Annotated in this window: 26 protein-coding genes and 1 rRNA gene; 8 read left to right on the top strand and 19 right to left on the bottom strand. The window is 53.5% G+C overall.

All coding sequences use genetic code 11. From position 1 onward, the window contains the following. Nucleotides 1-14: 14 nt before the first annotated feature. The gene (locus F3J26_RS00135) at nt 15-350 is read right to left on the bottom strand and encodes an antitermination protein N (protein ID WP_166990379.1); all 336 of its coding nucleotides are present in this window, start codon (nt 348-350) and stop codon (nt 15-17) included. A gap of 341 nt (nt 351-691) precedes the next feature. After that, nucleotides 692-1,438, bottom strand: a complete 747-nt coding sequence (locus F3J26_RS00130) for a LexA family transcriptional regulator (protein WP_008459494.1) — start codon at nt 1,436-1,438, stop codon at nt 692-694. 261 nt (nt 1,439-1,699) lie between these two features. On the opposite strand from F3J26_RS00130, the gene F3J26_RS00125 reads away from it, so the two are divergent. Next, on the top strand, nt 1,700-1,960 hold the full coding sequence (locus F3J26_RS00125) for a YfhL family 4Fe-4S dicluster ferredoxin (RefSeq protein WP_008459497.1): 261 nt from the start codon (nt 1,700-1,702) through the stop codon (nt 1,958-1,960). Here F3J26_RS00125 and acpS read toward each other — a convergent pair. The 12 genes from acpS to rseD form a co-directional block, all read right to left on the bottom strand. Then, nucleotides 1,957-2,337 (bottom strand): holo-ACP synthase, encoded by a 381-nt coding sequence (gene acpS / locus F3J26_RS00120; protein WP_008459499.1) that lies wholly within the window; start codon nt 2,335-2,337, stop codon nt 1,957-1,959. The genes F3J26_RS00125 and acpS overlap by 4 nt on opposite strands. Then, nucleotides 2,337-3,068: a pyridoxine 5'-phosphate synthase gene (gene pdxJ, locus F3J26_RS00115; RefSeq protein ID WP_008459500.1), complete on the bottom strand. Its 732-nt coding sequence runs from the start codon at nt 3,066-3,068 to the stop codon at nt 2,337-2,339. Before pdxJ ends, acpS begins: the two co-directional genes overlap by 1 nt. 74 nt (nt 3,069-3,142) lie before the next feature. Further along, nucleotides 3,143-3,880 carry a DNA repair protein RecO gene (gene recO / locus F3J26_RS00110; RefSeq protein WP_166871553.1) on the bottom strand — a complete coding sequence of 246 codons (738 nt, stop codon included), beginning with the start codon at nt 3,878-3,880 and terminating at the stop codon, nt 3,143-3,145. A 5-nt stretch (nt 3,881-3,885) separates the two neighbouring features. Then, nucleotides 3,886-4,794, bottom strand: a complete 909-nt coding sequence (gene era, locus F3J26_RS00105; RefSeq protein ID WP_008459503.1) for a GTPase Era — start codon at nt 4,792-4,794, stop codon at nt 3,886-3,888. Next, nucleotides 4,791-5,471 (bottom strand): ribonuclease III, encoded by a 681-nt coding sequence (gene rnc / locus F3J26_RS00100; protein WP_008459505.1) that lies wholly within the window; start codon nt 5,469-5,471, stop codon nt 4,791-4,793. The genes era and rnc overlap by 4 nt, the downstream gene beginning before the upstream one ends. Nucleotides 5,472-5,643: 172 nt before the next feature. Continuing rightward, entirely contained in the window at nt 5,644-6,618 is a 975-nt protein-coding gene (lepB, locus tag F3J26_RS00095) for a signal peptidase I (RefSeq protein WP_039286770.1), read from the bottom strand. A 14-nt stretch (nt 6,619-6,632) separates the two neighbouring features. Beyond that, the gene (gene lepA / locus F3J26_RS00090; protein ID WP_008459509.1) at nt 6,633-8,432 is read right to left on the bottom strand and encodes a translation elongation factor 4; all 1,800 of its coding nucleotides are present in this window, start codon (nt 8,430-8,432) and stop codon (nt 6,633-6,635) included. Nucleotides 8,433-8,626: 194 nt separating this feature from the next. After that, on the bottom strand, nt 8,627-9,109 hold the full coding sequence (gene rseC, locus F3J26_RS00085) for a SoxR-reducing system protein RseC (RefSeq protein ID WP_008459510.1): 483 nt from the start codon (nt 9,107-9,109) through the stop codon (nt 8,627-8,629). Continuing rightward, nucleotides 9,106-10,071 (bottom strand): sigma-E factor regulatory protein RseB, encoded by a 966-nt coding sequence (gene rseB / locus F3J26_RS00080; protein WP_008459512.1) that lies wholly within the window; start codon nt 10,069-10,071, stop codon nt 9,106-9,108. The genes rseC and rseB overlap by 4 nt, the downstream gene beginning before the upstream one ends. Beyond that, nucleotides 10,071-10,718 carry an anti-sigma-E factor RseA gene (gene rseA, locus F3J26_RS00075; protein ID WP_008459515.1) on the bottom strand — a complete coding sequence of 216 codons (648 nt, stop codon included), beginning with the start codon at nt 10,716-10,718 and terminating at the stop codon, nt 10,071-10,073. The genes rseB and rseA overlap by 1 nt, the downstream gene beginning before the upstream one ends. 31 nt (nt 10,719-10,749) lie before the next feature. Continuing rightward, a complete protein-coding gene (gene rpoE, locus F3J26_RS00070; RefSeq protein WP_008459517.1) occupies nt 10,750-11,325 on the bottom strand; it encodes an RNA polymerase sigma factor RpoE in 576 nt (191 codons plus the stop codon). Next, entirely contained in the window at nt 11,322-11,459 is a 138-nt protein-coding gene (gene rseD / locus F3J26_RS22740; protein WP_166990376.1) for a rpoE leader peptide RseD, read from the bottom strand. Before rseD ends, rpoE begins: the two co-directional genes overlap by 4 nt. Before the next feature lie 298 nt (nt 11,460-11,757). Here rseD and nadB point away from each other — a divergent pair, with 298 nt between their 5' ends. Then, complete coding sequence (nadB, locus tag F3J26_RS00060) at nt 11,758-13,374, top strand: L-aspartate oxidase (protein WP_166990373.1); 1,617 nt, start codon at nt 11,758-11,760, stop codon at nt 13,372-13,374. Here the strand turns inward: nadB and trmN are convergent. Further along, nucleotides 13,359-14,096 (bottom strand): tRNA(1)(Val) (adenine(37)-N(6))-methyltransferase TrmN, encoded by a 738-nt coding sequence (trmN, locus tag F3J26_RS00055; RefSeq protein ID WP_166990370.1) that lies wholly within the window; start codon nt 14,094-14,096, stop codon nt 13,359-13,361. The genes nadB and trmN overlap by 16 nt on opposite strands. Before the next feature lie 121 nt (nt 14,097-14,217). Here trmN and srmB point away from each other — a divergent pair, with 121 nt between their 5' ends. After that, nucleotides 14,218-15,555, top strand: coding sequence for an ATP-dependent RNA helicase SrmB (gene srmB, locus F3J26_RS00050; protein WP_166990368.1), 1,338 nt, complete (start codon nt 14,218-14,220; stop codon nt 15,553-15,555). Nucleotides 15,556-15,807: 252 nt separating this feature from the next. Here the strand turns inward: srmB and grcA are convergent, their stop codons facing one another. After that, nucleotides 15,808-16,191, bottom strand: coding sequence for an autonomous glycyl radical cofactor GrcA (gene grcA / locus F3J26_RS00045; protein ID WP_008459527.1), 384 nt, complete (start codon nt 16,189-16,191; stop codon nt 15,808-15,810). A 319-nt stretch (nt 16,192-16,510) separates the two neighbouring features. Here grcA and ung point away from each other — a divergent pair, with 319 nt between their 5' ends. Beyond that, a complete protein-coding gene (gene ung / locus F3J26_RS00040) occupies nt 16,511-17,200 on the top strand; it encodes a uracil-DNA glycosylase (RefSeq protein WP_166990365.1) in 690 nt (229 codons plus the stop codon). 56 nt (nt 17,201-17,256) lie between these two features. Here the strand turns inward: ung and F3J26_RS00035 are convergent, their stop codons facing one another. Then, nucleotides 17,257-18,327 (bottom strand): tRNA/rRNA methyltransferase, encoded by a 1,071-nt coding sequence (locus tag F3J26_RS00035; protein WP_166990362.1) that lies wholly within the window; start codon nt 18,325-18,327, stop codon nt 17,257-17,259. A 206-nt stretch (nt 18,328-18,533) separates the two neighbouring features. Between F3J26_RS00035 and trxC the strand changes: the two genes are divergently transcribed. From trxC to pssA, 4 genes are all read left to right on the top strand, one after another. After that, on the top strand, nt 18,534-18,953 hold the full coding sequence (trxC, locus tag F3J26_RS00030; protein ID WP_038479759.1) for a thioredoxin TrxC: 420 nt from the start codon (nt 18,534-18,536) through the stop codon (nt 18,951-18,953). Nucleotides 18,954-19,029: 76 nt separating this feature from the next. Next, the gene (locus tag F3J26_RS00025) at nt 19,030-19,731 is read left to right on the top strand and encodes a tRNA-uridine aminocarboxypropyltransferase (RefSeq protein WP_166990360.1); all 702 of its coding nucleotides are present in this window, start codon (nt 19,030-19,032) and stop codon (nt 19,729-19,731) included. A gap of 32 nt (nt 19,732-19,763) precedes the next feature. After that, nucleotides 19,764-22,424, top strand: coding sequence for a bifunctional acetate--CoA ligase family protein/GNAT family N-acetyltransferase (locus tag F3J26_RS00020; RefSeq protein WP_166990357.1), 2,661 nt, complete (start codon nt 19,764-19,766; stop codon nt 22,422-22,424). A 114-nt stretch (nt 22,425-22,538) separates the two neighbouring features. Then, nucleotides 22,539-23,894, top strand: a complete 1,356-nt coding sequence (gene pssA / locus F3J26_RS00015; protein ID WP_166992864.1) for a CDP-diacylglycerol--serine O-phosphatidyltransferase — start codon at nt 22,539-22,541, stop codon at nt 23,892-23,894. Nucleotides 23,895-23,928: 34 nt separating this feature from the next. Here pssA and F3J26_RS00010 read toward each other — a convergent pair whose 3' ends face one another. Next, the gene (locus F3J26_RS00010) at nt 23,929-25,227 is read right to left on the bottom strand and encodes an MFS transporter (RefSeq protein ID WP_166990354.1); all 1,299 of its coding nucleotides are present in this window, start codon (nt 25,225-25,227) and stop codon (nt 23,929-23,931) included. Nucleotides 25,228-25,613: 386 nt separating this feature from the next. Then, a 5S ribosomal RNA gene (rrf, locus tag F3J26_RS00005) occupies nt 25,614-25,729 on the bottom strand. Between the last annotated feature and the right edge of the window lie 4 nt (nt 25,730-25,733).

Below are 25,733 nucleotides of genomic sequence, written 5' to 3'. Positions count from 1 at the left end.
GAAGCGGTATGGCGTTAAATCAGCGGAACAGGTTTTCCGCGTCGGGTTTGCTTCCCGGTCGCTGCCGGTAAGCCGGATTCGCTGCGAGGCGTGGCCTGATAAATACTCTTTTGCCTGGCGTCTAACTTCTGGCGCAGTCGTTGATAATGCTCTGCCTGCTGAATGATTTGCAGACCATAGATGTTAATCACCTCCAGAGCCTTGTCGGGGCGAGACCTGGGTTTACGAACCAGCGAGAGAATAAGCCGTGCCTCAGGTTTCGCTCTTACCCCGACTAACAGCGGGTTGGCAGCTTTCCAGACGGCCTGTTTAGCTTCGCGGCGCTGGCGGCGACGTGCCTGTGCGTCCATACAACCTCCTGTCAATCAACTTTGGTGATATCTCTCTGATATCCCAAAGCTTCTTGCTTTGGTGTATGTGCCCTTTTTCAGGGCCTGATGTTAAGGAGCGTTCACTTGCCTTGTGAGTCGGTGCGTCCTGCCGATGAATTGATATTGAACCAATAGTACAATAACGTCAAGAACCAAAAGTACGAATTATTTAAAAAAAGATCGAATTGATAATTAGTTATTGATTTATAAGATTATTTTTAGATGGGTTAGCATTCGAGCTGCGGCAAGGCGGCAAGGGATCCAGCCTCAGGAGCACACTTGGGTAAGTGACTGAGGCTGGAGCTTGAGGATGAGCTATCTCAGGCGTGGCGGCGAATTGAATGGCTGTACATCACTCGGCCAATAATTTTGAGGTGCTGTTCGTTCTCTTCGCTAATGCGCCAGTCAGCATATTTGGGGTTGTCCGATCGCACCAGCAGGCAGTCATGGGTCATCTGCAGGCGCTTCACCAGCAATTGTCCCTTATAGAGGAACACGTAGATGCCATCGCCATCGAAGTAGTCTTTGCCAATATCCACAAAGATATAGTCACCCAGTTCAATGGTGCCGGACATGCTGTCACCGGTGACAGTGATGACTTTTATCGTTGAAGCCGGCCGGTGGCCGAACAGCTCCAGCGCTTCCTGACTGTCGTAAACGATGTGGTTGATAGTTTCGGTGACTTCGCTGGAGACCAGTCGCCCCGGCCCCGCGCTGGCCTCAATGTCCAGCACGTCGATGCGAAAGCCCTGCTCTTCGCGCGGCTGGAAAGGATAAATGGCCGCCTCTTCATGGCTGGCCGCATTCTCGCGCCCTTCGCTTTGATAGCCCGTTTCACTGCCGTGCTGAAGCCAGAGCGCGTCGGCCCGAAGAAACGTTGCCAGCTCGTACATTTTATCCTGCCGGGGGATGGCTTCGGCGTTAAGCCACTTACTGACGGCCTTGGAGGAAACGCCCAGCGCGCGCGCTATCGCCATACCGCGCCCGAACTCATCGAGGTTTGCTTCGCTGCAGGCCTGCGCCAGCCTGCGGGAAAAAGCTTCGCGCAGTTGTTCTCTCTGTACCATAAGTACGATCCCACCGTGTTTTTCATGACCAATAGTTCAATGATAACACGTACTGAAAGTACACAAAGCACAAAACTTAAAGGCGCAGTATCATTGGGGATGATCTGCTTTTGTGGTAAAGTGCGCGCCATCGAAACGTCCCTGCTTTATCCATTATCTTTAATCAAACTTAATACTGGTTAAATATACAGGATTTTGCAATGTTTTGAGCGCGAAATGTGAATATATCTTTGAGTCCGGTGGGGCTGGTAACAGGTTGAAATGGCGTTATTAATTACGAAGAAGTGCATCAACTGCGATATGTGCGAGCCGGAATGCCCGAATCAGGCCATCTCCATGGGCGATGCTATCTACCAGATCGATACCGATCGTTGCACGGAATGCGTGGGCCATTACGAAACCCCGACCTGCCAGAAAGTTTGCCCGATCCCCAGCACGATAATTCACGACCCGGCGCACATTGAGAATGAAGAGCAGCTGTGGGATAAGTTCGTGCTGCTCCACCATGCGGATAAACTTTAGCTTTCGATGATCACCGTCGCGCAGGCGTAATGGCGCTCATCCGCCAGGGTAACGTGAACTGAACGCACGCCCATTTTTTCAGCCAGCCGCTCCGCCTCTTCCCAAAACCGCAGTTGAGGTTTGCCCAGCGCGTCGTTAAACACTTCAAACTGGTTGAACGCCAGCCCGTTGCGAATTCCGGTACCAAAAGCTTTCGCGGCCGCTTCTTTCACCGCAAAACGCTTCGCCAGAAAACGCACCGGCTGCTGATGCGCCTGGTACAAGACCCATTCATTTTGGCTCAGTACGCGCTTTGCCAGTCGGTCGCCTGAACGGGAAATGACGCTCTCAATGCGCGCAATTTCCACTATGTCCGTGCCGAGGCCGAGAATGGCCATTAGCGACGCGCTTCCTGCATCAGGCGTTTCATTTCAGCCACGGCTTCTTTAAGCCCGCTCATTACCGCTCGCCCGATAATCGCGTGACCGATGTTCAGCTCATGCATTTCAGGGATCCGCGCAATGGCCTGAACATTGTGATACGTCAGCCCGTGACCAGCATTCACCTTCAGCCCTTTAGCGGCGGCATAGCTCGCGGCTTCAGCAATGCGAGCCAGCTCTTTGGCCTGGGTCGCTTCGTTTTCAGCGTCCGCATAGCAGCCGGTGTGGATTTCAATGTAAGGCGCGCCCACGGCCACCGCCGCGTCAATCTGCGCGTGGTCGGCATCAATAAACAGAGAAACCAGAATACCGGCGTCAGCCAGGCGCTGGCAGGCATCGCGCATTTTATCCAGCTGACCGGCAACATCCAGGCCGCCTTCGGTGGTTACTTCCTGGCGCTTTTCCGGCACCAGGCAGCAGAAATGCGGTTTCGTCTGGCAGGCAATAGCGATCATCTCTTCGGTGACGGCCATTTCCAGGTTCATGCGGGTATCGAGGGTTTCACGCAGAACGCGAACGTCACGGTCGGTGATGTGGCGGCGATCTTCGCGCAGGTGAACGGTAATGCCATCGGCACCCGCCTGCTCCGCGATAAACGCGGCCTGAACCGGATCCGGGTATGCCGTACCGCGCGCGTTACGCAGGGTAGCGATGTGATCGATGTTGACGCCTAACAGTAATTCAGCCATGACAATCCTCAGAGTTCGCAGACAGATGCCGGGCAGTGTACACCTGCCGGGGAAAGCCTGGCTACGGTCTGTGATTACTGTGAGCTATCAGATGGCTCAGGTGGCGTTTTTTTAGGCACAAACTGGCGGAACAGTTCGCGACTTTTGAGAGGCTTCCCTTGTAGATACGGCTTGAGCGCCATACGCGTGAAACGCTTGGCGGCACGGAGCGTGTCGGCATCAGGAAATTCGCGTTCGGCTAGCGCCCTGAGCTGGCGGCCGGTAAAGCTGCTGTGGCCGATCACCACGCTGGCAATAAAACCTTTCTCTTCACGGTAGGTGTAAGTCATGGTGTCATCGACGCCTGCCCCGCTGCCGGCGCAGTGCAGAAAATCCACGCCGTAGCCAAGGTGCCCCAGCAGCGCCAGCTCAAAACGACGCAGCGCAGGCTCCGGTGTGCCCGTAGCGCCAGCTAAGGCCTGAATGCAGTGGAGATAATCGAAGAACAGTTCGGAGAAGCGGGTTTCCTGCTCGAGGACGCGAGCCACCAGTTCATTGACGTACAGGCCGCTGTACAGCGTGATACCACTTAAGGGAAGGGCCAGAGAAACCGCTTCGGCGCTGCGTAGCGTTTTGACTTCGCCACGGCCGCCCCAGCGAACCAGCAGAGGGGTAAAAGGCTGCAGAGCGCCTTTCAGATTTGAGCGTTTAGAGCGCGCGCCTTTGGCAATCAGACGAACGCGCCCGGACTCTTCGGAAAACAGGTCGAGCAAAAGGCTGGTTTCGCTCCAGGGGCGACTATGCAGGACAAAAGCCCGTTGCCAGCCTTCCATAAGTTTTAGCTCAGGTCGTCGGTATAACCGAGACTGCGCAGCGCACGCTCGTCATCGGCCCAGCCGGATTTCACCTTCACCCAAAGTTCGAGGTGAACTTTGGCTTCGAACATCTCTTCCATGTCTTTACGGGCTTCGATACCGATGGTTTTAATTTTGGCCCCTTTGTTGCCAATCACCATCTTCTTCTGCCCTTCGCGCTCAACGAGGATCAGCCCGTTGATGTCGTAGCCACCGCGTTCGTTGGTCACGAACTGCTCGATTTCTACGGTCACAGAATACGGCAGCTCGGCGCCCAGGAAACGCATCAACTTTTCGCGAATGATCTCAGACGCCATAAAGCGCTGGGAGCGGTCGGTGATGTACTCTTCCGGGAAGTGATGGATAGCTTCCGGCAGGTGCTTACGGACGATTTCCGCGATGGTATCAACGTTCATCCCGGTTTCAGCCGAAATAGGCACAATATCGAGGAAGTTCATCTGGCTGCCGAGGAACTGCAGGTGAGGCAGCAGAACGGTTTTATCCTGAACGTTGTCAACTTTGTTGACGGCCAGGATTACCGGCGCACGGCTGTCGCGCAGCTTGTTCAGCACCATTTCATCATCCGGCGTCCAGCGGGTACCTTCAACCACGAAGATGACCAGCTCAACGTCACCGATGGAGCTGCTTGCCGCGCGGTTCATCAGGCGGTTAATGGCGCGTTTTTCTTCCATGTGCAGCCCCGGGGTATCGACGTAAATCGCCTGATATGGCCCTTCGGTATGGATGCCCATGATGCGGTGGCGCGTGGTTTGCGCCTTACGCGAGGTAATGGAAACTTTTTGCCCAAGCAGCTGATTCAGCAGCGTGGATTTGCCGACGTTCGGGCGACCAACAATGGCCGCGAAGCCGCAATACGTTTTTTCTTCGCTCATTCCAGCTCCAGCTTTTTCAGCGCCTGCTCAGCCGCAGCCTGTTCCGCTTTACGGCGGCTTGAGCCCGTCCCTACGACAGGCTCAGGCAGGCCACTCACCTGACAGTGAATGGTAAATTCTTGATCGTGCGCTTCACCACGCACCTGCACCACCAGATACGACGGCAGCGGCAGATGGCGACCCTGCAGGTACTCCTGCAGACGCGTTTTCGGATCTTTTTGCTTGTCGCCTGGACTGATTTCGTCGAGACGGGTCTGATACCACGAGAGAATGAGACGCTCAACGTTCTGAATATCGCTGTCGAGGAAGACGCCACCGATCAACGCTTCCACGGTATCAGCAAGAATCGACTCGCGACGGAAACCGCCACTTTTCAGTTCACCCGGCCCAAGACGCAGACACTCACCCAGTTCGAACTCGCGGGCGATTTCCGCTAGAGTATTGCCGCGCACAAGCGTCGCGCGCATGCGGCTCATGTCGCCTTCATCTACGCGAGGAAAACGATGATACAGCGCATTCGCGATGACATAACTGAGAATGGAGTCACCCAAAAACTCAAGACGCTCGTTGTGTTTGCTGCTGGCACTCCGGTGGGTTAATGCCTGTTGCAACAGATCCTGATGTTGAAAAGTGTAGCCCAGCTTACGCTGCAGCCTATTTATTACGATGGGATTCATGCGATACCAAAATTAATGAATGCGTCAACTATTCAGCACACGGAACAGACCTGAAAAAAGGAAACCAACGCTGTTTCGTGTGCCGTGGCTCCCTTTCGGGAGCCAATCTTTAAAGGCGGGAATATTCTATACACAACGACAGGGGATGTCGTTAGTTTGTGGGATTAATTGTTTAATGAATGCCGCCAATTCGGCTTAAACGAACGCCCGTTGGCCATTCGCCTTCTTGTTTCTCGAAACTCATCCAAATTGCTGTCGCTTTACCGACCAGATTTTGCTCTGGCACAAAGCCCCAATAGCGGCTGTCTGCGCTATTGTCGCGGTTATCACCCATCATGAAATAGTGACCCGGCGGAACAATCCATGTCGCAAGCGGCAAGCCTGACTGCTGGTAGTACATCCCTACCTGATCCTGAGCGATAGGCACCGTCAGAATGTTATGGGTGACGCTACCCAGCGTTTCTTTACGCTCGCTCAGGCGGACACCGTCTTCACGGGTCTGATCTTTCGGCAACTGGAAGAAGCCGGAAGTGGCTTCACTGCCGTTGCGGCGGGCAAACGTCTGCACAAAATCACTGGCTTCCACGTTGGAATACGTGATTGGCAGTGCGTTGTCGCAGGCCTGGCCGGAACTGCAATTAGGCTGCACGGTGACTTCTTTCGACTGCGGGTCGTAGCTTACCCGGTCGCCCGGCAGCCCAACAACGCGCTTAATATAATCCAGGCGCGGATCTTCAGGGTATTTAAATACCGCAATATCGCCGCGTTTAGGGTGCCCGGTTTCAATTAAGGTTTTCTGATAAATAGGATCTTTAATGCCGTAGGCAAACTTCTCTACCAGAATAAAATCACCGATTAACAGCGTTGGCATCATCGAACCGGATGGGATCTGGAAAGGCTCATAAATAAATGAGCGCACCACCAGCACAATCGCCAGCACCGGAAACACCGACGCACCGGTTTCCAGCCAGCCTGGTTTAGGGCCGACTTTTTTCAGCGTCTTTTTGTCCAGTGCGTCACCGGTGGCAGCCTGCGCTGCCGCCTGTTTTTCACGACGTTTTGGTGCAAAGATAAACTTGTCCAGACACCACAAAATGCCCGTCACCAGCGTGGCTACCACGAGGATCAAAGCAAACATATTCGCCATGCCAACTCCTTAGATTATTTGCTGTCTTTGCCAACGTGCAGAATGGCCAGGAACGCTTCCTGAGGCAGTTCGACGTTGCCGACCTGCTTCATGCGTTTCTTACCGTCTTTCTGTTTCTGCAGCAGCTTTTTCTTACGACTGACGTCGCCGCCGTAGCACTTAGCCAGAACGTTTTTACGCAGCTGTTTCACCGTCGAACGCGCAATAATGTGGTTGCCGATGGCTGCCTGAATCGCGATGTCGAACTGTTGGCGAGGGATCAGATCCTTCATTTTTTCCACCAGCTCACGACCACGGTAAGGCGCGTTGTCGTTGTGTGTGATAAGCGCCAGCGCATCAACGCGATCGCCATTTATCAGTACATCAACGCGCACCATGTTGGAAGCCTGGAAACGTTTGAAATTGTAATCCAGCGACGCATAGCCACGAGAAGTGGACTTCAGGCGATCGAAGAAGTCGAGCACCACTTCCGCCATTGGGATTTCATAGGTCAGCGCAACCTGGTTGCCGTGATAAACCATGTTGGTTTGCACGCCGCGTTTTTCGATACAAAGCGTGATCACGTTGCCGAGGAACTCCTGCGGCAGCAGCATGTGACATTCCGCAATCGGCTCGCGCAGCTCTTCAATGTTGTTGAGCGGCGGCAGCTTAGACGGGCTATCAACGTAGACAATCTCTTTGCTGGTCGTTTGCACTTCGTAAACTACGGTTGGCGCGGTGGTGATCAGGTCGAGATCGTATTCACGCTCCAGACGCTCCTGAATGATCTCCATGTGCAGCAGGCCCAGGAAGCCACAGCGGAAGCCGAAGCCCAGCGCCGTTGAGCTTTCTGGCTCGTAGAACAGAGAGGCATCGTTCAGGCTGAGCTTGCCGAGTGCATCGCGGAAGTTTTCGTAGTCGTCGGAGCTGACCGGGAACAGGCCGGCATAAACCTGCGGCTTCACTTTTTTGAAGCCTGGCAGCGCTTTGTCCGCCGGGTTACGGGACAGGGTCAGAGTATCGCCTACCGGGGCACCCAGGATGTCTTTGATGGCACAAACCAGCCAGCCTACTTCACCGCATTTTAGTTCGGTACGGTCGATCTGCTTAGGCGTAAAGATGCCCAGACGATCGGCGTTGTACACCTGGCCGGTGCTCATGACTTTGACTTTGTCGCCTTTACGCAGCGTGCCATTTTTCACGCGGATCAGGGAGACAACGCCCAGGTAGTTATCGAACCAGGAGTCGATGATCAGCGCCTGTAGCGGTGCATCTGGATCGCCTTCCGGTGCGGGGATATCGCGCACCAGGCGTTCTAATACATCAGGTACGCCAACGCCGGTTTTCGCCGAGCAGCGAACCGCATCGGTGGCGTCGATGCCCACGATGTCTTCAATTTCTTCCGCCACGCGCTCAGGATCGGCCGCCGGCAGGTCAATTTTGTTCAGAACCGGAACCACTTCCAGGTCCATTTCCATCGCCGTGTAGCAGTTCGCCAGGGTTTGAGCCTCAACGCCCTGCCCGGCATCCACCACCAGCAGCGCCCCTTCACAGGCCGCAAGCGAGCGGGACACTTCATAAGAGAAGTCAACGTGCCCAGGGGTATCGATGAAGTTCAACTGGTAAGTTTCACCGTCGCTGGCTTTGTAGTCGAGGGTGACGCTCTGTGCTTTGATGGTAATACCACGTTCGCGTTCCAGGTCCATTGAGTCAAGAACCTGCGCGGCCATTTCACGGTCGGACAAGCCGCCGCAAATCTGGATGATACGGTCAGACAGCGTCGATTTACCGTGGTCGATGTGGGCAATAATAGAAAAGTTACGTATATTCTTCATAGTTAGAGGTTTTATGCCTTACAAATGGCCTGTGAGCTCGGCGCTTCGCGCTGTACGGAGCAGGATGTCAGAGACTGTCTTCTGCCTGAAACGCCGCATTCTACACTACAACCAGAAAGTGAGGAAACTGCTCATCCTGCAAGCTTAGGTAAGCCATAAGCAGGATGTGCAAAGAGATGTCATTTGAAGGGAATTTATTGATTTTCAGCCGGCGGCGCGGACGTATCGACGCGCACTGCATCCGGGCTAAGCGCAACGCTTAGAATCACCGGCTGCCAGCTCTCACGACGGCTGAAATGCTGGGAAAAACCGCGAGCAAGCAGGAAGCCCCCTACGCCACCAAGCAAAGCTCCGCACATAGCGGCCAGGTTGGTACCAAACAGCGTCTGGAAAAGACCTGAACACAAAAATAGTCCGACCAACGGCGACATGTACACCAGCAGCGCGGACCCTAACAGGCTACCTTCCGCAATGCCCAGCTCCACTTTTTGCCCGGCAACCAGCGGCTGTTCGCTTGGCACAGACAGCAGATGGCTGGTTTGTGGCCCCAATTTGTTTAGGACACGAGTCCCACATCCGGAGCGCGAAGCGCAGCTGCTGCAAGAGGCTTTAACATCACAGTGCAGCAATGCTTCACCATTTTGCCAGGAGACGACCGTCGCCCATTCTTTAATCATTGCGTCGCTCCGTTAAACTTCACGCTATCGCCAATGCGTTTCGCCGTTTGTGGAGGCAACTCACCTACAACGGTAATTTCGGTTTTATCACGAATTTCAGTGCTAATAGTCCGGCGACCGGTCCGCACAAGCTGTTCGCCATTACTTGCCTGAGACGGGGCCTGGCTGATGTTCACCGAGAAACTAAATAACCCGTCAGAATAAAGTCGGGATTCGATAGGCACGCCCACGGTTGGCAGTGGCCGGCGGCTGCTCGACACTTCGCTAAAGCCTTGCGGCAGCCATGTCGGTGCCCATGTAAAACTGGCCTTTTCCGCACCCGGTACGGACAGCAGAGGTGGCAACGTCGCTTTTGCTAAATTCTGCAGAAGCCCGCTCGCCTGATTTTCAACAGAGAATGACACAACACGGAACTGTTCGAGCGTTTCGCCATCGCGATCCAGTAAATCAACGCGAAGCGGCAGCTTGGTTTCGGTATCGAGCCAAACAATGTAGTTATAGCGAGTGCCGTCCCGAGCAACGACGCGAATAACTTCGCATAATCTGTCGGCAATACGCGTACGCCCGACAGAAATAAAGTCGTAGTACGGCGTCAGGCGCTTAAAGTCGGTATAAACGATGGAAGGCAGAGAATCGACGATGTAGTCCCCGGTGAGCGTGAATGGCTCGAGCCCAGGCTCAAAATAGCTGATTTCATTGCCGCGCTGAACGACTTCGCGGCGCGGGCCGTCCATTTGCAGGAACTGCGCAAGCGGGCGATTATCAAGACGTGCATGGCGATAACTAAGGGACTCAATCCCTTGTTTGCTGATATTGATAAACGCCAGCTCATAATTGAGTGACTGACTAGCCTGGTTCATCTGCTGCAACAACGCCCCGGACGAAACAGTGTCCGCCGAGGCGCTGGAGGTGAACAACAGGCTGCCTGCCACGAGAGACAGGGCACACCAAAGTTGCTTCATTACTGCGATTGCGTTCCTAAAGTTTGGTTTCCTGGCACTTGCACAGCGGCCTGCTGGGTTTGCGCCTGTTCAAACTGGAGCTGCTCGGAGTGTAAACGACGCTGCAATTCGTAATCCTGCAGCATAGCGTTAATACGACGACGCTGTTCCTGTACTTGCTGACTGCTGTTGCTGGCGGTCGTGTCAGACGGTACGCCCAGACTTACCGGACTGGCTTTTCCCATCATCGGCAAAGTGTTAAAGACCGGCGTTTCCGGCTGTGCGGTGCTGTCAGACTGGCCATTATAGTGCTGCACACCCACGATAACCGCAAGCGATACGCACGCGGCAACGCCCATTTGGGTAAGCTGGCTTGCCCACGGACGCACCTTATGCCAGAACGGCATTTTCTGCCACTGCTGAGGCTGCGGCTGAGATTCGGTAATGAGCGGCGCGACGTTACGCACAGGCTCATTTGCGATAGCCGCCATCACGTTGGCAGAAATATCAAAGTGGAGCACTTCGCTGGTATCTCCGCGCATTGTGTCGCGGATAAGGTGGTAACTCTCCCAGCTTTGCTGCAATTCACTGTCGTTTGACAGGCGATTGAGCAACTCGCTGTCGAGAGATTCGCCATCCATTAAAGCGGAAAGTTGTTCTTTCTGCATGCCTAAATACCCTTCCAGTAATCCGCTATCGTCAACGCCTGATAAGCGGTTGAACTTTATTATCAATAGCTTCCCTTGCGCGGAAAATACGAGAACGCACAGTACCTACCGGGCAATCCATGATGTCGGCTATCTCTTCATAGCTCAGGCCATCCAACTCCCGCAACGTAATTGCCATGCGTAAATCTTCCGGGAGCGACTCAATAGTACGGAAAACTATTTGTCTCAGTTCTTCAGACAACATTAAGTTCTCAGGGTTCGAAATTTCTTTCAATGCGCTGCCACTTTCGTAGTTTTCAGCGTCAATAGCGTCCACATCACTTGATGGCGGACGCCGCCCCTGAGCAACCAGATAATTTTTAGCCGTGTTGACCGCGATGCGGTACAACCACGTATAAAACGCACTATCGCCACGGAATGAATCCAGCGCGCGATAAGCTTTAATAAAAGATTCCTGCACCACATCGGGTACATCTCCCGAAGGTACATAGCGGGAAACCAGGCTCGCAACCTTATGCTGGTAGCGTATCACCAGTAGGTTAAATGATTTCTGATCTCCCTTTTGGACCCGTTCGACGAGGACCTGATCCGTTAACTGCTCGCTCATCCGAGGTAATGTCTCCCCAAACCCAATTTCCACGCGTAATCGAAATGCCACTCGAACCCTGCATTTTTGAGCAAGCTTTGAGTTTGAGTGCCCGAGGCCAGCAAAGTTCCGTTACGCCTTTGTTTTTCTGTCATGTTTAGCGGATTGCATCTTTTCATTATAAATTCCGCTTCGCAAAACGGTAACGCCGATTCTTCTGAATCAATGCTCAAAAAGTTAGCGAGAAGAGTATCTCATGAATCAGGGTATTTCATCATCTAATCTGCCATTTATCCTTCCGTAGTGAGATTTATTTACGCAGTTTGCTCGAGCCCTCCCAATGACTTTACCGATGACTCTGTTTAGTCTGCACAACGCTAAAACAAAAAAAGCGTGTTCAGCGTCCCACCCGGTGCTATGCTCGGGCCACTATTGTTTAGTAAATTAAACACTATGAACAAAAATAGCGATCTGATCTGTGACGTATTAATTGTCGGTAGCGGTGCTGCTGGCCTTTCTCTCGCGCTGCGTCTGGCTCAAACCAGCAAGGTCATTGTGCTAAGCAAAGGCCCAGTTAACGAAGGCTCAACTTTTTATGCACAGGGGGGAATTGCCGCCGTTTTCGATGAAACCGACAGCATAGCTTCCCATATTGACGATACGCTGATAGCCGGGGCAGGAATTTGCGATCGTGAGGCCGTAGAATTTGTGGCAAGCAATGCAAAGCACTGCGTCCAGTGGCTGATTGATCAGGGCGTCATGTTCGATACCCACACGCTGGCGAATGGTGAAGAGAGCTACCATTTGACGCGTGAAGGCGGCCACAGCCATCGCCGAATTCTTCATTCGGCGGATGCCACCGGGAAGGAAGTTGAAACCACGCTAGTCGGCAAAGCCCTCAATCACCCCAATATCCGGGTGATCGAGCGCAGCAACGCCGTAGACCTAATTATTTCGGACAAAATTGGCCTGCCGGGCACAAGGCGCGTCGTCGGTGCCTGGGTCTGGAACCGGAACCTTGAAAAGGTCGAAACCTGCCGTGCGAAATCTGTCGTTTTAGCCACCGGTGGCGCTTCAAAAGTCTACCAGTACACGACAAACCCGGATATCGCCTCCGGTGACGGTATCGCTATGGCATGGCGTGCAGGCTGCCGGGTCGCCAATCTTGAATTCAACCAGTTTCACCCTACGGCGCTGTTCCATCCTCAGGCCCGAAACTTCCTGCTTACCGAAGCATTGCGCGGCGAAGGTGCATACCTGAAGCGTCCGGATGGTTCACGCTTCATGCCGGAGTTTGATGAACGTGCCGAGCTTGCGCCACGTGATATCGTCGCCAGGGCTATCGATCACGAAATGAAACGCCTGGGCGCAGACTGCATGTATCTGGATATCAGCCATAAGCCAGAGGCGTTTGTTCGCCAGCACTTCCCCACTATTTATGAGAAGCTGCTTGGGCTAGGCATTGATTTAACCAAAGATCCGGTTCCCGTAGTCCCTGCCGCGCATTATACCTGCGGCGGCGTGATGATAGATGAACACGGGCGCACCGACGTGGACGGGCTGTATGCCATTGGCGAAGTGACGTATACCGGCCTGCACGGCGCTAACCGAATGGCCTCAAACTCTCTGCTCGAATGCCTGGTTTATGGCTGGTCTGCCGCAGAAGATATTCTGAAGCGACTGCCGTATGCGCGCGAAAGTAAAAATCTGCCCGACTGGGATGACAGCCGTGTGGATAATCCAGACGAACAGGTTGTTATCCAGCATAACTGGCATGAGCTGCGGCTCTTTATGTGGGACTACGTTGGGATCGTCCGCACCACTCGTCGGCTGGAGCGGGCGCTGCGAAGAATTACCATGCTGCAGCAAGAGATTGATGAGTACTATGCCAACTTCCGCGTTTCAAACAATTTGCTTGAGCTGAGAAACCTGGTGCAGGTTGCCGAACTCATTGTGCGCTGCGCCATGCAGCGTAAAGAGAGCCGGGGCCTGCACTACACGCTCGATTATCCGGATCAGCTCGCTGAATCCGGCCCAAGCGTGCTTTCCCCGCTCTACATAAACAGGTAGAAGTCCTGGGTCAGGCTGCAATAGCCTTCAGAGTAGGTTTGGTCTGGCCCACGGATCACCAGGCGGTCGTTGTAGTATTCTCCGCCCGTAGGAGAAAGCGCGAGCATCACCCGATGCGGCAGGCGAGTTTCATTGTCGGCCACATCGGTACGGTAACGAACGTGCCAACCCTGTGATTTCGCCAGCTCGCTGAATGCCGTCCCGGCAGTTTCCGGCATAATCACGCAGAAGAAACCGTCTTCGGTGATCAGTTGTTCAGCGCTGCTGAGCAAGGCCTGGTGATCCAGCGTCGTGGTATAACGTGCCTGAGCTCGTTCTGGTGATGCGCAGTTACTGCCCTGCTCAAAGAAAGGCGGATTACTGACAATTAAGGAGTAGCGCTGAGTAGCCTGCTGCGCCCACTCGCGGATGTCCGCGCAGTGAACGTGAATACGCGAAGCCCAGCGGCAGCCTTTGGCGTTTTCTGCCGCCTGTCCTGCAGCAACCGGATCCAGCTCCACGGCTTCAATCGTGACGTCATCAGCGGTTCTCTGGGCGAGCATCAACGCCAGCAAACCGCTGCCGGTGCCAATATCCAGGACGCTTTTTACATTAACTACCGGCACCCATGCACCGAGCAGCGTCCCATCTGTTCCCACCTTCATGGCGCAGCGATCGTGCGCCACAAAGAACTGTTTGAAGGTGAAACCATCCCGACGTAATACCGCTTTTTGATCCGACATCTTATCTACCTTGCAAAGAAACCGCCGTAGCATAAGTGAAACGGACATCTACGGAAAGACACAAACAGATGAAGATCGCGGTCATTATGTCTATAATCGGCGTCCCAAACAGAGGTAGACCATGACTGTAAGCACTTTTTCCGAACTCGAACTTGATGAAAGCCTTTTGGACGCGCTCCAGGAGAAAGGCTTTACTCGCCCGACTGCCATCCAGGCTGCGGCCATTCCTCCTGCACTTGAAGGACGCGACGTGCTGGGTTCAGCACCGACGGGTACCGGTAAAACCGCAGCTTACCTGCTGCCAGCGCTACAGCATCTGGTCGACTTTCCTCGTAAGAAATCTGGCCCGCCGCGTATTCTGATCGTCACGCCAACCCGTGAACTCGCTATGCAGGTCGCCGACCACGCGCGTGAACTGGCAAAACATACCCATCTGGATATCGCCACCATCACCGGCGGCGTAGCGTATATGAACCACGCTGAAGTTTTCAGCGAGAATCAGGATATTGTCGTCGCTACCACCGGCCGACTGCTGCAATACATAAAGGAAGAGAACTTCGACTGCCGCGCGGTTGAAACGCTGATCCTCGATGAAGCAGATCGCATGCTGGACATGGGCTTCGCGCAAGATATTGAAACCATTGCCGCGGAAACCCGCTGGCGCAAGCAAACCATGCTGTTCTCCGCTACCCTGGAAGGCAACGCGGTTAAAGATTTTGCTGAACGCCTGCTGGAAGATCCGGTTGAAGTTTCCGCCACGCCATCCACGCGTGAGCGCAAGAAGATCCATCAGTGGTACTATCGCGCCGATGACGTTGAGCACAAAACGAAGTTACTCGTTCATTTGCTGAACCAGCCGGATACCACCCGCTCTATCGTCTTTGTGCGTAAGCGCGAGCGTCTGCATGAGCTGGTTGCCTGGCTGCGTGAAGCGGGCATCAACACCTGCTATCTCGAAGGCGAAATGGTACAGGCCAAGCGTAACGAGGCCATCAAGCGCCTGACCGATGGTCGCGTAAACGTTCTGGTTGCGACCGACGTTGCTGCCCGTGGGATCGATATCCCTGACGTTAGCCACGTATTCAACTTTGACCTGCCACGTACCGCGGATATCTATCTGCACCGTATTGGTCGTACCGGTCGCGCAGGCATGAAAGGAACCGCGATTTCGCTGGTTGAGGCGCACGATCATCTGCTGCTGGGTAAAATTACCCGCTACATGAAAGAGCCTCTGAAATCCCGCGTTATCGACGAGCTGCGCCCAACGACGCGTGCGCCAAGCGAAAAGCTGACCGGTAAGCCATCCAAGAAAGTGCTGGCTAAGCGCGAAGAGAAGAAGAAAGAGAAAGACAAAGAGAAGCCGCGCGTTAAAGTGCGCCATCGCGATCAGAAAAACATCGGTAAGCGCCGTAAACCAACGGCAGCTAACACGACAGAGTCGCCAAAAGTCGACGAATAACATGAACGCCGGGATAATCCCGGCGTTTTTTATTGCCCGGGTTCTGCGTTTTCCTGCAAACAATCATTCTTTACGGCATTCCTGCCCTGTCGTATACGGCGAAGATAGTGACATCGAAGAAATGAGCGTAGTGCTGGCAGCCCCAGGAAATTTAGGGAACCTGTACCGGGTGCTGATGCGGGTTTACTATGCATTCTATTAACGTGAAAGAGCGCCAGAAGGCGCTCTTTATTCTCAACGGCAGGAACTGAATTACAGGCTTTCAGTGAAAGTACGGGTAATCACGTCGCGCTGCTGTTCCGGAGTCAGGGAGTTAAAGCGCACCGCGTAGCCGGAAACACGGATGGTCAGCTGCGGATATTTTTCCGGATGCTTAACCGCATCTTCCAGCGTTTCACGACGCAGAACGTTAACGTTCAGGTGCTGCCCACCTTCAACGCGAACTTCCGGTTTCACTTCCATTGGAATTTCACGGTATTCAAACTGGCCCAGTTTACTGACTGCAACCACTTCATCTTCCGCAAAACCTGCTTTCGCGCACACGCAGCGAGCTTCTCCTTTTTCACTGTCGAGCAGCCAGAAAGAGTTCAGAAGTTCGTCGTTTGCCGCTTTTGTAATTTGGATACCAGTAATCATTTTATTTCTCCCTCAGGGTAATGTGCTGATTCTTTGGGCCAGCGCTCTGGCTCATTGGTAAAACCTTTGTTGCTTTGTTGTTCTTATATCAGTCCACCAGGCGTGATTCTTTGACTTAAATCAATTAAATCCACACACTAAAAATGGCTTTAGCTGGTTTTATTTGTTTTACATCAACTTAGACGGTCAGCGCCATGCTAAAACTTTTGTAAATTTTCAACTTTATTTATCACTGTAGCTCATTGATGCCACGCACTATTTTGCTCAGAAGGAAGAAGCAGTTAAGCTATCGGACAATACAGATTCGCGGGAGAGCGAGATGACTACCCACCTCACCTGGCACGACGTGCTGGCAGAAGAGAAACAGCAGCCCTACTTTATCAATACGCTCAGCGCCGTCGCGGCAGAGCGCGCAGCGGGCGTGACCGTTTACCCTCCGCAAAAGGATGTTTTCAACGCTTTTCGCTTTACCGAGCTGGGCGATGTCAAAGTCGTGATTCTGGGGCAGGATCCTTATCATGGACCAGGCCAGGCGCACGGACTATCTTTCTCCGTCCGTCCAGGAATCGCTCCCCCGCCTTCGCTGGTCAATATGTATAAAGAGCTTGAGGCTTCTGTCCCAGTCTTTACCCGCCCTACGCACGGCTACCTTGAAAGCTGGGCTCGGCAGGGCGTGTTGCTGCTCAATACGGTACTTACCGTCGAAGCGAGTAAAGCGCATTCCCACGCCAATTTTGGTTGGGAGACGTTTACCGACAAGGTTATCGCCCTCATTAATGAACACCGTGAAGGGGTGGTGTTCCTGCTGTGGGGTGCTCATGCCCAACGCAAAGGCAGCATTATCGATCGCCAGCGCCACCATGTCCTGACCGCACCGCACCCTTCTCCGCTTTCTGCGCATCGTGGTTTTCTGGGCTGCGGGCATTTTGTGAAGGCGAATGAGTATCTGGCCGGGCGCGGAGAACAGCCCATCGATTGGGTGCCGCAGCTGCCACAGGACAATGGCTAAAATCGGGGCGAAAAAAAACCAGCAATTACGCTGGTTTTTTATAGCTGGAGAAGGCCTTAGGCCTTGTTCTGGCGCCACCATTCGCCCAGCAGCACGCCAGTCGCTACCGATACGTTGAGGCTTTCAACATTACCTGTACCTTCAATGGCTACGCTCATATCTGCGTTTTCAAAAGTCGTGTCGGAAACGCCATCGCGCTCCTGGCCCAGCACCAGCACCATTTTCTTAGGCAGCTCAGCTTTATACAGCGGGGTGCCCTGGTGGCTTGAGGTTGTCACGATGGTGTAGCCCGCTTTACGGAAAGCTTCCAGCCCATCGCCAAACGTCTCGCCGCTGATCGCCACCACGTGCTCGGCCCCGCCTTCTGCGGTACGAATCGCCGCACCGGATTCCAGCAGAGAAGCATCCTGAATCAGCAAACCTTTAACGCCGAAGTGTGCGCAGCTGCGCATGATCCCGCCCAGGTTATGTGGGTTGCCCACATCCTCCAGTGCCAGCACGCAGTCTTCTTCCCCGGCTTTGTTCAGCCAGGTCTGCACGCTGATGCCGCTGCGTTTTTTAATAATGAAGCAAACGCCGCCGTGGTGTTCGGTGCCTGAGGCTTTTGTCAGCTCAGCGTCATCCACCACGTGATAAGCCTTGCGATTTGCCGCCATCCAGCGCAGCGCTTCTTTAAAACGAGGCGTAACGCTCTGGATAAACCAGGCGCGCACGATGCTTTCCGGGCGACTCTGGAACAGCGCCTGACAAGCATTCTCACCGTACACTCGGGCTTCTTCGGCGCGCTGGCGACGAATCACTTCCGGATCAACGATATGTTTAGTTGTACCTTCATTGTCTGATGCCGACAGCGAAGAGTCTACCGGGGCACGGGAAACCGTACGCCATGGCGAGACCGCTTCACCGCGATCGCCTCTGTCACTACGTTCATTACGATCGCGCCCGCCGCGAGGTTTATCATCGTGACGAGACTGACGGCGGCCGCCGCCTTCACCACGTGACGCACCGGCAGGACGCCCACCGCCTTTCCCGGTACGCGGGTTTTGGCTGCGCTGTTCGCTTTCGTCGTCACTGCGGACATACATCACTTTGACCTTGCCGCTTTTACCTTTAAATTCGTCGTTCATTGTTCCTCCACCTGGCTGAGCGCGAAGCGCGCAGATTACCTGATGTGCCATGGGTTAGCCATTAACTTTGCTTAAAAGCTAAAAACTATTGTACTCATCGAATAAATCACTTTGTTGGCCTCCCCATCTTCGCCGATAATATGTAACATATTTGAAACATCCGTGGTGCATGGCACCGATTTCAATCATTCTCTTTGAGGTTAGTTATGAATACCGTTTGTGCCGACTGCCAGGCCATTAACCGCATTCCTGACGACCGTATCGATGACGGTGCAAAATGCGGTCGCTGCGGCCATGAACTGTTTGACGGTGAAGTCGTTAACGCCACGACGGCGACGCTGGATAAACTCCTGAAAGATGAGCTGCCGGTTGTGGTTGATTTTTGGGCGCCGTGGTGCGGCCCGTGCGTGAACTTCGCCCCTATTTTTGAAGATGTTGCCGAAGAACGCAGCGGTAAAGTTCGCTTTGTGAAGGTGAACACCGAAGCGGAGCAGGAACTGAGCGCACGTTTTCGCATCAGAAGCATCCCGACCATTATGATTTTCAAAAATGGCCAGGTCGTCGATATGCTGAATGGCGCCATGCCTAAAGCCCCGTTTGATAGCTGGCTGGACGAAAATATCTGATTATAAGGGGGCATTTTTTAGGCCTCCTTTCTCTATCTACGGTAGAATGGTGTTTTTAGCCAGACATCCTTCATTAATGACCGAAAACGCCGTTCTTCGCCTTCGTGCAGCCCGCCTTGCTCGCGCAACTCGTCCCTTTCTCGCCCGTGGTAATCGCGTTCGTCGCTGCCAGCGCTGCCTGCTGCCGTTGAAAAATTGCCTGTGTGAGACGCTTAAGCCACAACATGCCCACAGTCGCTTTTGCCTGGTAATGTTTGACACCGAACCGATGAAGCCGAGTAACACCGGGCGACTTATTGCCGATATTTTGCCGGAAACAGAGGCATTTCAATGGTCGCGCACGGAGCCGCCTCAGGCGCTGCTGGATCTTGTCGCTAACCCGGATTACCAGCCAATGGTAGTTTTCCCCGCCTCTTATGCCGATGCAAGTCGCGAGGTACTGACCACGCCACCAACCATCGGTAAGCCACCGCTATTTATCATGCTTGATGGCACGTGGACTGAAGCACGTAAAATGTTCCGTAAAAGCCCTTATCTCGATGCGCTGCCGATAATTTCCGTAGATTTAAGTATTACCTCAGCTTATCGCCTGCGCGAGGCCCATGCGGACGGCCAGTATTGCACCGCGGAAGTCGCCGCAGCCCTGCTAGAACTGGCGGGAGATGTAGTAGCGTCCAAAGGATTAACCCAGCATTTCACTCTTTTCCGCGAGCGCTATCTGGCGGGGAAACCCCATCATCAGGGCAGCGTCACAGCAGAAGTGGAAGAAAACGTTTAGACTCTCCTGAACATCACTCAGGGGAGAGCGTCGTGAGTCAACGAGGCCTGGAAGCGCTGCTGCGTCCAAAATCCATTGCCGTTATCGGCGCTTCGGCAAAAGCCGACCGCGCCGGTTATTTAATGATGCGCAACTTGCTTGCTGGCGGCTTCAATGGCCCGGTAATGCCGGTGACGCCGACTCACAAAGCCGTGTGCGGAGTGCTTGCCTGGCCGGATATTGCCAGCCTGCCGCTGGCTCCTGACCTCGCTATTGTTTGTACGCATTCCCGGCGAAATCTTACGCTACTGGAAGCCCTGGGTAATAAAGGCTGCAAGGCCTGCATTATTTTATCTGCCCCACCTGAGCAATTACCCGAATTGCTGGCCTGTGCCGCTCGCTGGCAAATTCGCCTGCTTGGCCCGAACAGCCTTGGCCTACTGGCTCCGTGGCAAGGGTTAAACGCCAGCTTCTCCCCTGTTCCGATTCAAAAGGGCAAACTGGCGTTTATTTCTCAGTCTGCCGCAGTGTCCAACACCATTCTGGACTGGGCACAGCAGCGCGAGATGGGCTTTTCCTGGTTTATTGCGCTTGGCGATAGCCTGGATATCGACGTGGATGAACTGCTTGATTATCTGGCCAGGGATACGAAAACCAGCGCCATCCTGCTGTATCTTGAACATCTGAGCGATGCCCGCCGCTTTGTTTCCGCCGCAAGAAGCGCCTCACGTAACAAGCCGATTCTGGTCATCAAAAGCGGGCGCAGCAGCAAAGCACAAACGCTACTGAAAACCCATCCGGGCCTGGATGCCGCCTGGGACGCGGCGATACAACGAGCAGGTTTACTTCGGGTCCAGGATACGCATGAGCTCTTTTCCGCCGTAGAAACCCTTAGCCACATGCGACCTCTGCGCGGTGAGCGACTGATGATTGTCAGCAACGGCGCGGCACCTGCGGCGCTGGCCCTTGATGAGCTTTGGATACGTAATGGCAAACTAGCGACGTTAAGTGAAGAAACTCTGCAGGCTCTTGCGGGCGTGCTTCCTCCTGGCGTTGAGGCAGGAAACCCGATAGATCTAAGGGATGACGCGACGCCTGGCCGGTACCTGCTGGCCATAGAGAAATTGCTGGATAGCCATGATTTTGATGCCTTAATGGTTATCCATTCCCCCAGTGCCGCCGCCCCAGGAACCGCAAGCGCTCTTGCCCTGATCGATCTTCTGCAGCGGCATCCTCGTGGCAAATATCTCACCATTGTCACCAACTGGTGCGGAGAGTATTCCTCCCAGGAAGCCAGACGCCTGTTTAGCGATGCCGGTATTCCGACGTACAGAACGCCAGAGGGTGCGGTCACGGCGTTTATGCACATGGTCGAGTATCGCCGTAACCAGAAGCAATTGCGCGAAACGCCGGCCCTGCCGGCTAACCTGACGGCAAACACCAGCGACGCCCACCATCTGATTCAGCGGGCCTTGCATCAGGGAGCCACGACGCTGGATACCCATGAAGTCAGGCCGGTGCTTGAAGCTTATGGCTTAACGACCCTGTCGACATGGATTGCTGGAGACAGTGCAGAAGCGGTGCATATCGCAGAGCAAATTGGTTATCCCGTCGCATTAAAGCTTCGTTCTCCGGATATTCCCCACAAGTCGGAAGTTCAGGGCGTTATGCTCTATTTGAGAACGGCCAGTGAAGTACAACAGGCCGCCGAAGCCATCATCGACCGTGTAAAAATGGCCTGGCCCCAGGCTCGTATTCACGGCCTGCTGGTGCAAAGCATGGCAAACCGCGCAGGCGCGCAGGAACTAAGAGTCGTCGTTGAGCACGATCCGGTATTTGGTCCATTGATCATGCTGGGCGAAGGCGGCGTAGAGTGGCGACCTGAAAGGCAGGCGGCGGTAGCCCTCCCCCCGCTAAACATGAATCTGGCCCGATACCTTGTCATTCAGGCGATCAAAAGCGGCAAGATCCGTAGCCGGAGCGCATTACGCCCGCTGGATATCGCCGGGATCAGCGAAGTTCTGGTGCAAGTTTCTAACCTGATAGTTGATTGCCCCGAGATTGTCAGACTCGATATTCACCCTCTACTGGCATCCGGCAGTGAATTCACCCTGCTCGACGTCACTCTGGAATTGGCCGAATTTACGGGGGATGCGGATGCCAGGCTGGCCGTGCGTCCTTATCCTCATCAGCTTGAAGAGCTGGTGCAGCTTAAGAACGGTGACCGCTGCCTGTTCCGGCCGATCCTGCCCGAGGACGAACCTCAGCTGCAGCGTTTTATTGCTCAGGTAACAAAAGAGGATCTCTACTATCGCTATTTCAGCGAGATCAATGAATTTACCCACGAAGATTTAGCCAATATGACGCAGATCGACTACGATCGAGAAATGGCGTTCGTTGCAGTCAGAAGAATAAAAGACAACGATGAGATCCTCGGCGTCACACGCGCCATTTCAGACCCTGACAACGTTGATGCCGAGTTCGCCGTGCTGGTTCGCTCCGACTTAAAAGGCCTCGGACTCGGCCGACGCTTACTGACTAAGCTCATCGATTACACCAGAGAGCATGGCCTTCAGCGACTGAATGGCATAACGATGCCGAACAACCAGGGCATGATTACCCTGGCCCGCAAACTGGGTTTCAGCGTCGATATTCAGCTGGAAGACGGTATTGTAAGTCTGACGCTTCCATTGAGCAAAAGCGCAGATTCGTGAGTAAGGTACTGGAAAACATACTCACTTTGCGCAGTAGTAGTGGTATTATCAGCAAGTTCTGACGTCTGGATTTTGCAGAAGGCCATCCAATGAAGAGAGAAGATAAGCACTGTGATGTTGTCTAAATTTAAGCGTAATAAACATCAACAACACCTTGCCCAGTTACCGAAGCTTTCTCAATCAGTTGATGATGTAGAAACCCTGTTCTCCCCTGCGGATTTCCGCGAAACGCTGTTGAAAAAAATCGCCAGCGCAACGCAGCGTATTTGTATTATTGCGTTGTATCTTGAACAGGATGACGGCGGCAAAGGAATTCTGTCCGCGCTTTATCAAGCCAAACAGCAGCGGCCAGATTTAGATGTTTCCGTGCTGGTTGACTGGCACCGTGCCCAGCGCGGACGTATTGGTGTTGCCGCGTCCAACACCAATGCGGACTGGTATCACCGCATGGCCGAGCAGTTCCCCGACGTGAATGTTCCTGTCTATGGCGTTCCCGTCAATACTCGCGAAGCCCTTGGCGTGCTGCATTTCAAAGGCTTTATTATTGATGACAGCGTCATCTATAGCGGCGCCAGCCTCAACGATGTTTACCTGCATCAGCACGATAAATATCGCTATGACCGCTATCAAATCATTCGCAATCGCGCCCTGGCAGATATCATGCATGGCTGGGTTAACCAGAATTTGATAAATGGCCGGGCGGTTCATCGCTTAGATGTCGCTGAGCGCGTAAAAAGCCCAGAAATCAAAAACGATATCCGTCTCTTCCGCCAGGAATTGCGTGACGCTAGCTTTATCTTCCACGGTGATGCAGATAACGATCAGCTCTCGGTTACGCCGCTGGTCGGTCTGGGAAAATCAAGCCTGCTGAATAAAACCATCTTCCATCTTATGCCTTGCGCAGAGCAGAAGCTGACTATCTGCACGCCATACTTCAACCTGCCAGCTGTCCTGGTCCGCAATATCATACAGCTGCTGCGGGACGGTAAACAGGTTGAGATTATCGTTGGCGATAAGACAGCGAATGATTTTTATATTCCGGAAGATCAGTCGTTCAAGATTATTGGCGCGCTACCTTATCTCTATGAAATTAATCTGCGCCGCTTCCTGAGCCGCCTGCAATATTATGTGAATACCGGGCAGTTGATTGTGCGTTTGTGGAAAGATGGGGATAACAGTTACCACCTGAAAGGCATGTGGGTGGACAACGAGTGGATGCTGCTGACCGGGAATAACCTTAATCCGCGCGCGTGGCGCCTGGATCTGGAAAATGCTCTGCTGATTCACGATCCCAAAAGAGAGCTTGAAGACATTCGCACCAAGGAGCTGGAGCTTATCCGCACCCATACGACGGCTGTTAAGCATTATCGCGATCTCCAAAGCATCGCCGAATATCCGGTGAAAGTTCGCAAGCTGATTCGCCGCCTGCGCCGTATCCGTATCGACCGACTAATAAGCCGTATTCTCTAAACGTTTAAGCCCTGCACTGCAGGGCTTTTTCTTTCTAGAGCTTGATCCCTTTGCCTTTACGGTGAAGCAACAGAGAAACAGCAAATGCCAGCGCCCCCATCGCAGAGACATACCAGAAGAAGGTCGTTTCGCTGCCCATCGATTTCAGCGATAAGGCGACATATTCTGCCGAGCCACCAAACAAGGCATTTGCAACTGCATAAGACAGACCTACACCTAGCGCACGGACTTCCGGCGGGAACATTTCTGCCTTAAGGATGCCGCTGATTGAAGTGTAAAAACTGACAATTAGCATCGCCGCCATCACCAGAGCAAAGGCCGCATAAGGTGAGCTAACATTCTGCAGTGCCGTCAAAATAGGCACAGTCAGCACCGCAGCCAGTCCGCCAAAGCAAAGCATAGAACTTCGACGACCAATTTTATCCGACAGCGCACCGAAAAACGGCTGAAGTACCATGAAGACAAACAGCGCACAGGTCATCAACGCGCTGGCCGTGTTCGCATGCATCCCCGCAGTATTCACCAGATATTTCTGCATATAGGTGGTGAAGGTATAGAAAGCCAGGGAGCCGCCGGCGGTGAAACCAAGCACCATAATGAAGGCTTTTTTATTTTTCCACAGCCCGGAAAGCGTACCGGCATCCTTGTGCGCGCGGCTTGCTTTATCCGATGTTTCATCCAGAGAACGGCGAAGATAGAGAGCAACTATCGCCAGTACGGCTCCAATCGCGAAGGGAATTCTCCATCCCCAACTACGCAAATCTTCATCACTTAGCACTTGCTGGAGAACAACCACAACAAGCAACGCGGCCAGCTGCCCGCCAATGAGCGTCACGTACTGGAATGAGGCATAGAACCCTTTACGACCTTCGACCGCCACCTCACTCATGTAAGTTGCGCTGGTGCCGTACTCCCCTCCAACAGATAACCCCTGGAACAGGCGTGCTAAAAGCAATAATGCAGGGGCCCATGTGCCAATGGTGGCGTATCCTGGCAGGCAGGCAATGACCAGCGATCCAAAACACATCATACACACTGAGATAAGCATGGAGTTTTTACGTCCATGCTTATCGGCAATATACCCGAATAACCAGCCTCCAATGGGTCGCATCAAAAAACCTGCGGCAAAGACACCGGCGGTTTGCAGAAGCTGAGTCGTGGTGTTTCCCGTTGGGAAAAAGATATGAGCAAAATAGAGCGAACAGAACGAGTAAACATAAAAATCAAACCACTCAACCAGATTCCCTGATGAAGCACCCACAATGGCCCAGACGCGACGACGGGTATCAGCCGCCGACGGCACAATATTTGATTCACTTGTTGTTTCAATCATTTTATTTTCTTCTCCTGTCTTCCTGAATGGGTCTAATAACCCAGGATCCAGTTAAGCAGGAGAAAGAAATTTTGTGAGGTGAAGTATCTTGTTGCGGAGTTGTTACATTAACTTTTGTGAGCGGACGGATATTTTTGCGAAAAAGTATGCTTTAAAAAGCAAAAAACCCCGGCCTTTCGGTCGGGGTTAATGCTGATTTGATGCCTGGCCGCTCCCTACAATACGCGTATCATCCTGATACTCGCCCCTCCGGGGCCGCCGCACGCGGCGTTCAAACGTGTTCCCGACACGTTTGTCGCATGCCCATGCTCGTGCATGGGTATGGCCTGATACCACATAAACAAAAAACCCCAGCCATCAGGCTGAGGTTTTCTGTTTTATTTGATGCCTGGCAGTTCCCTACTCTCGCATGGGGAGACCCCACACTACCATCGGCGCTACGGCGTTTCACTTCTGAGTTCGGCATGGGGTCAGGTGGGACCACCGCGCTACGGCCGCCAGGCAAA

The organism is Enterobacter sp. Ap-867, from assembly GCF_011752855.1.
In the GTDB taxonomy this organism is placed as follows: domain Bacteria; phylum Pseudomonadota; class Gammaproteobacteria; order Enterobacterales; family Enterobacteriaceae; genus Cedecea.
This window is presented reverse-complemented; position numbering and strand designations above follow the sequence as displayed.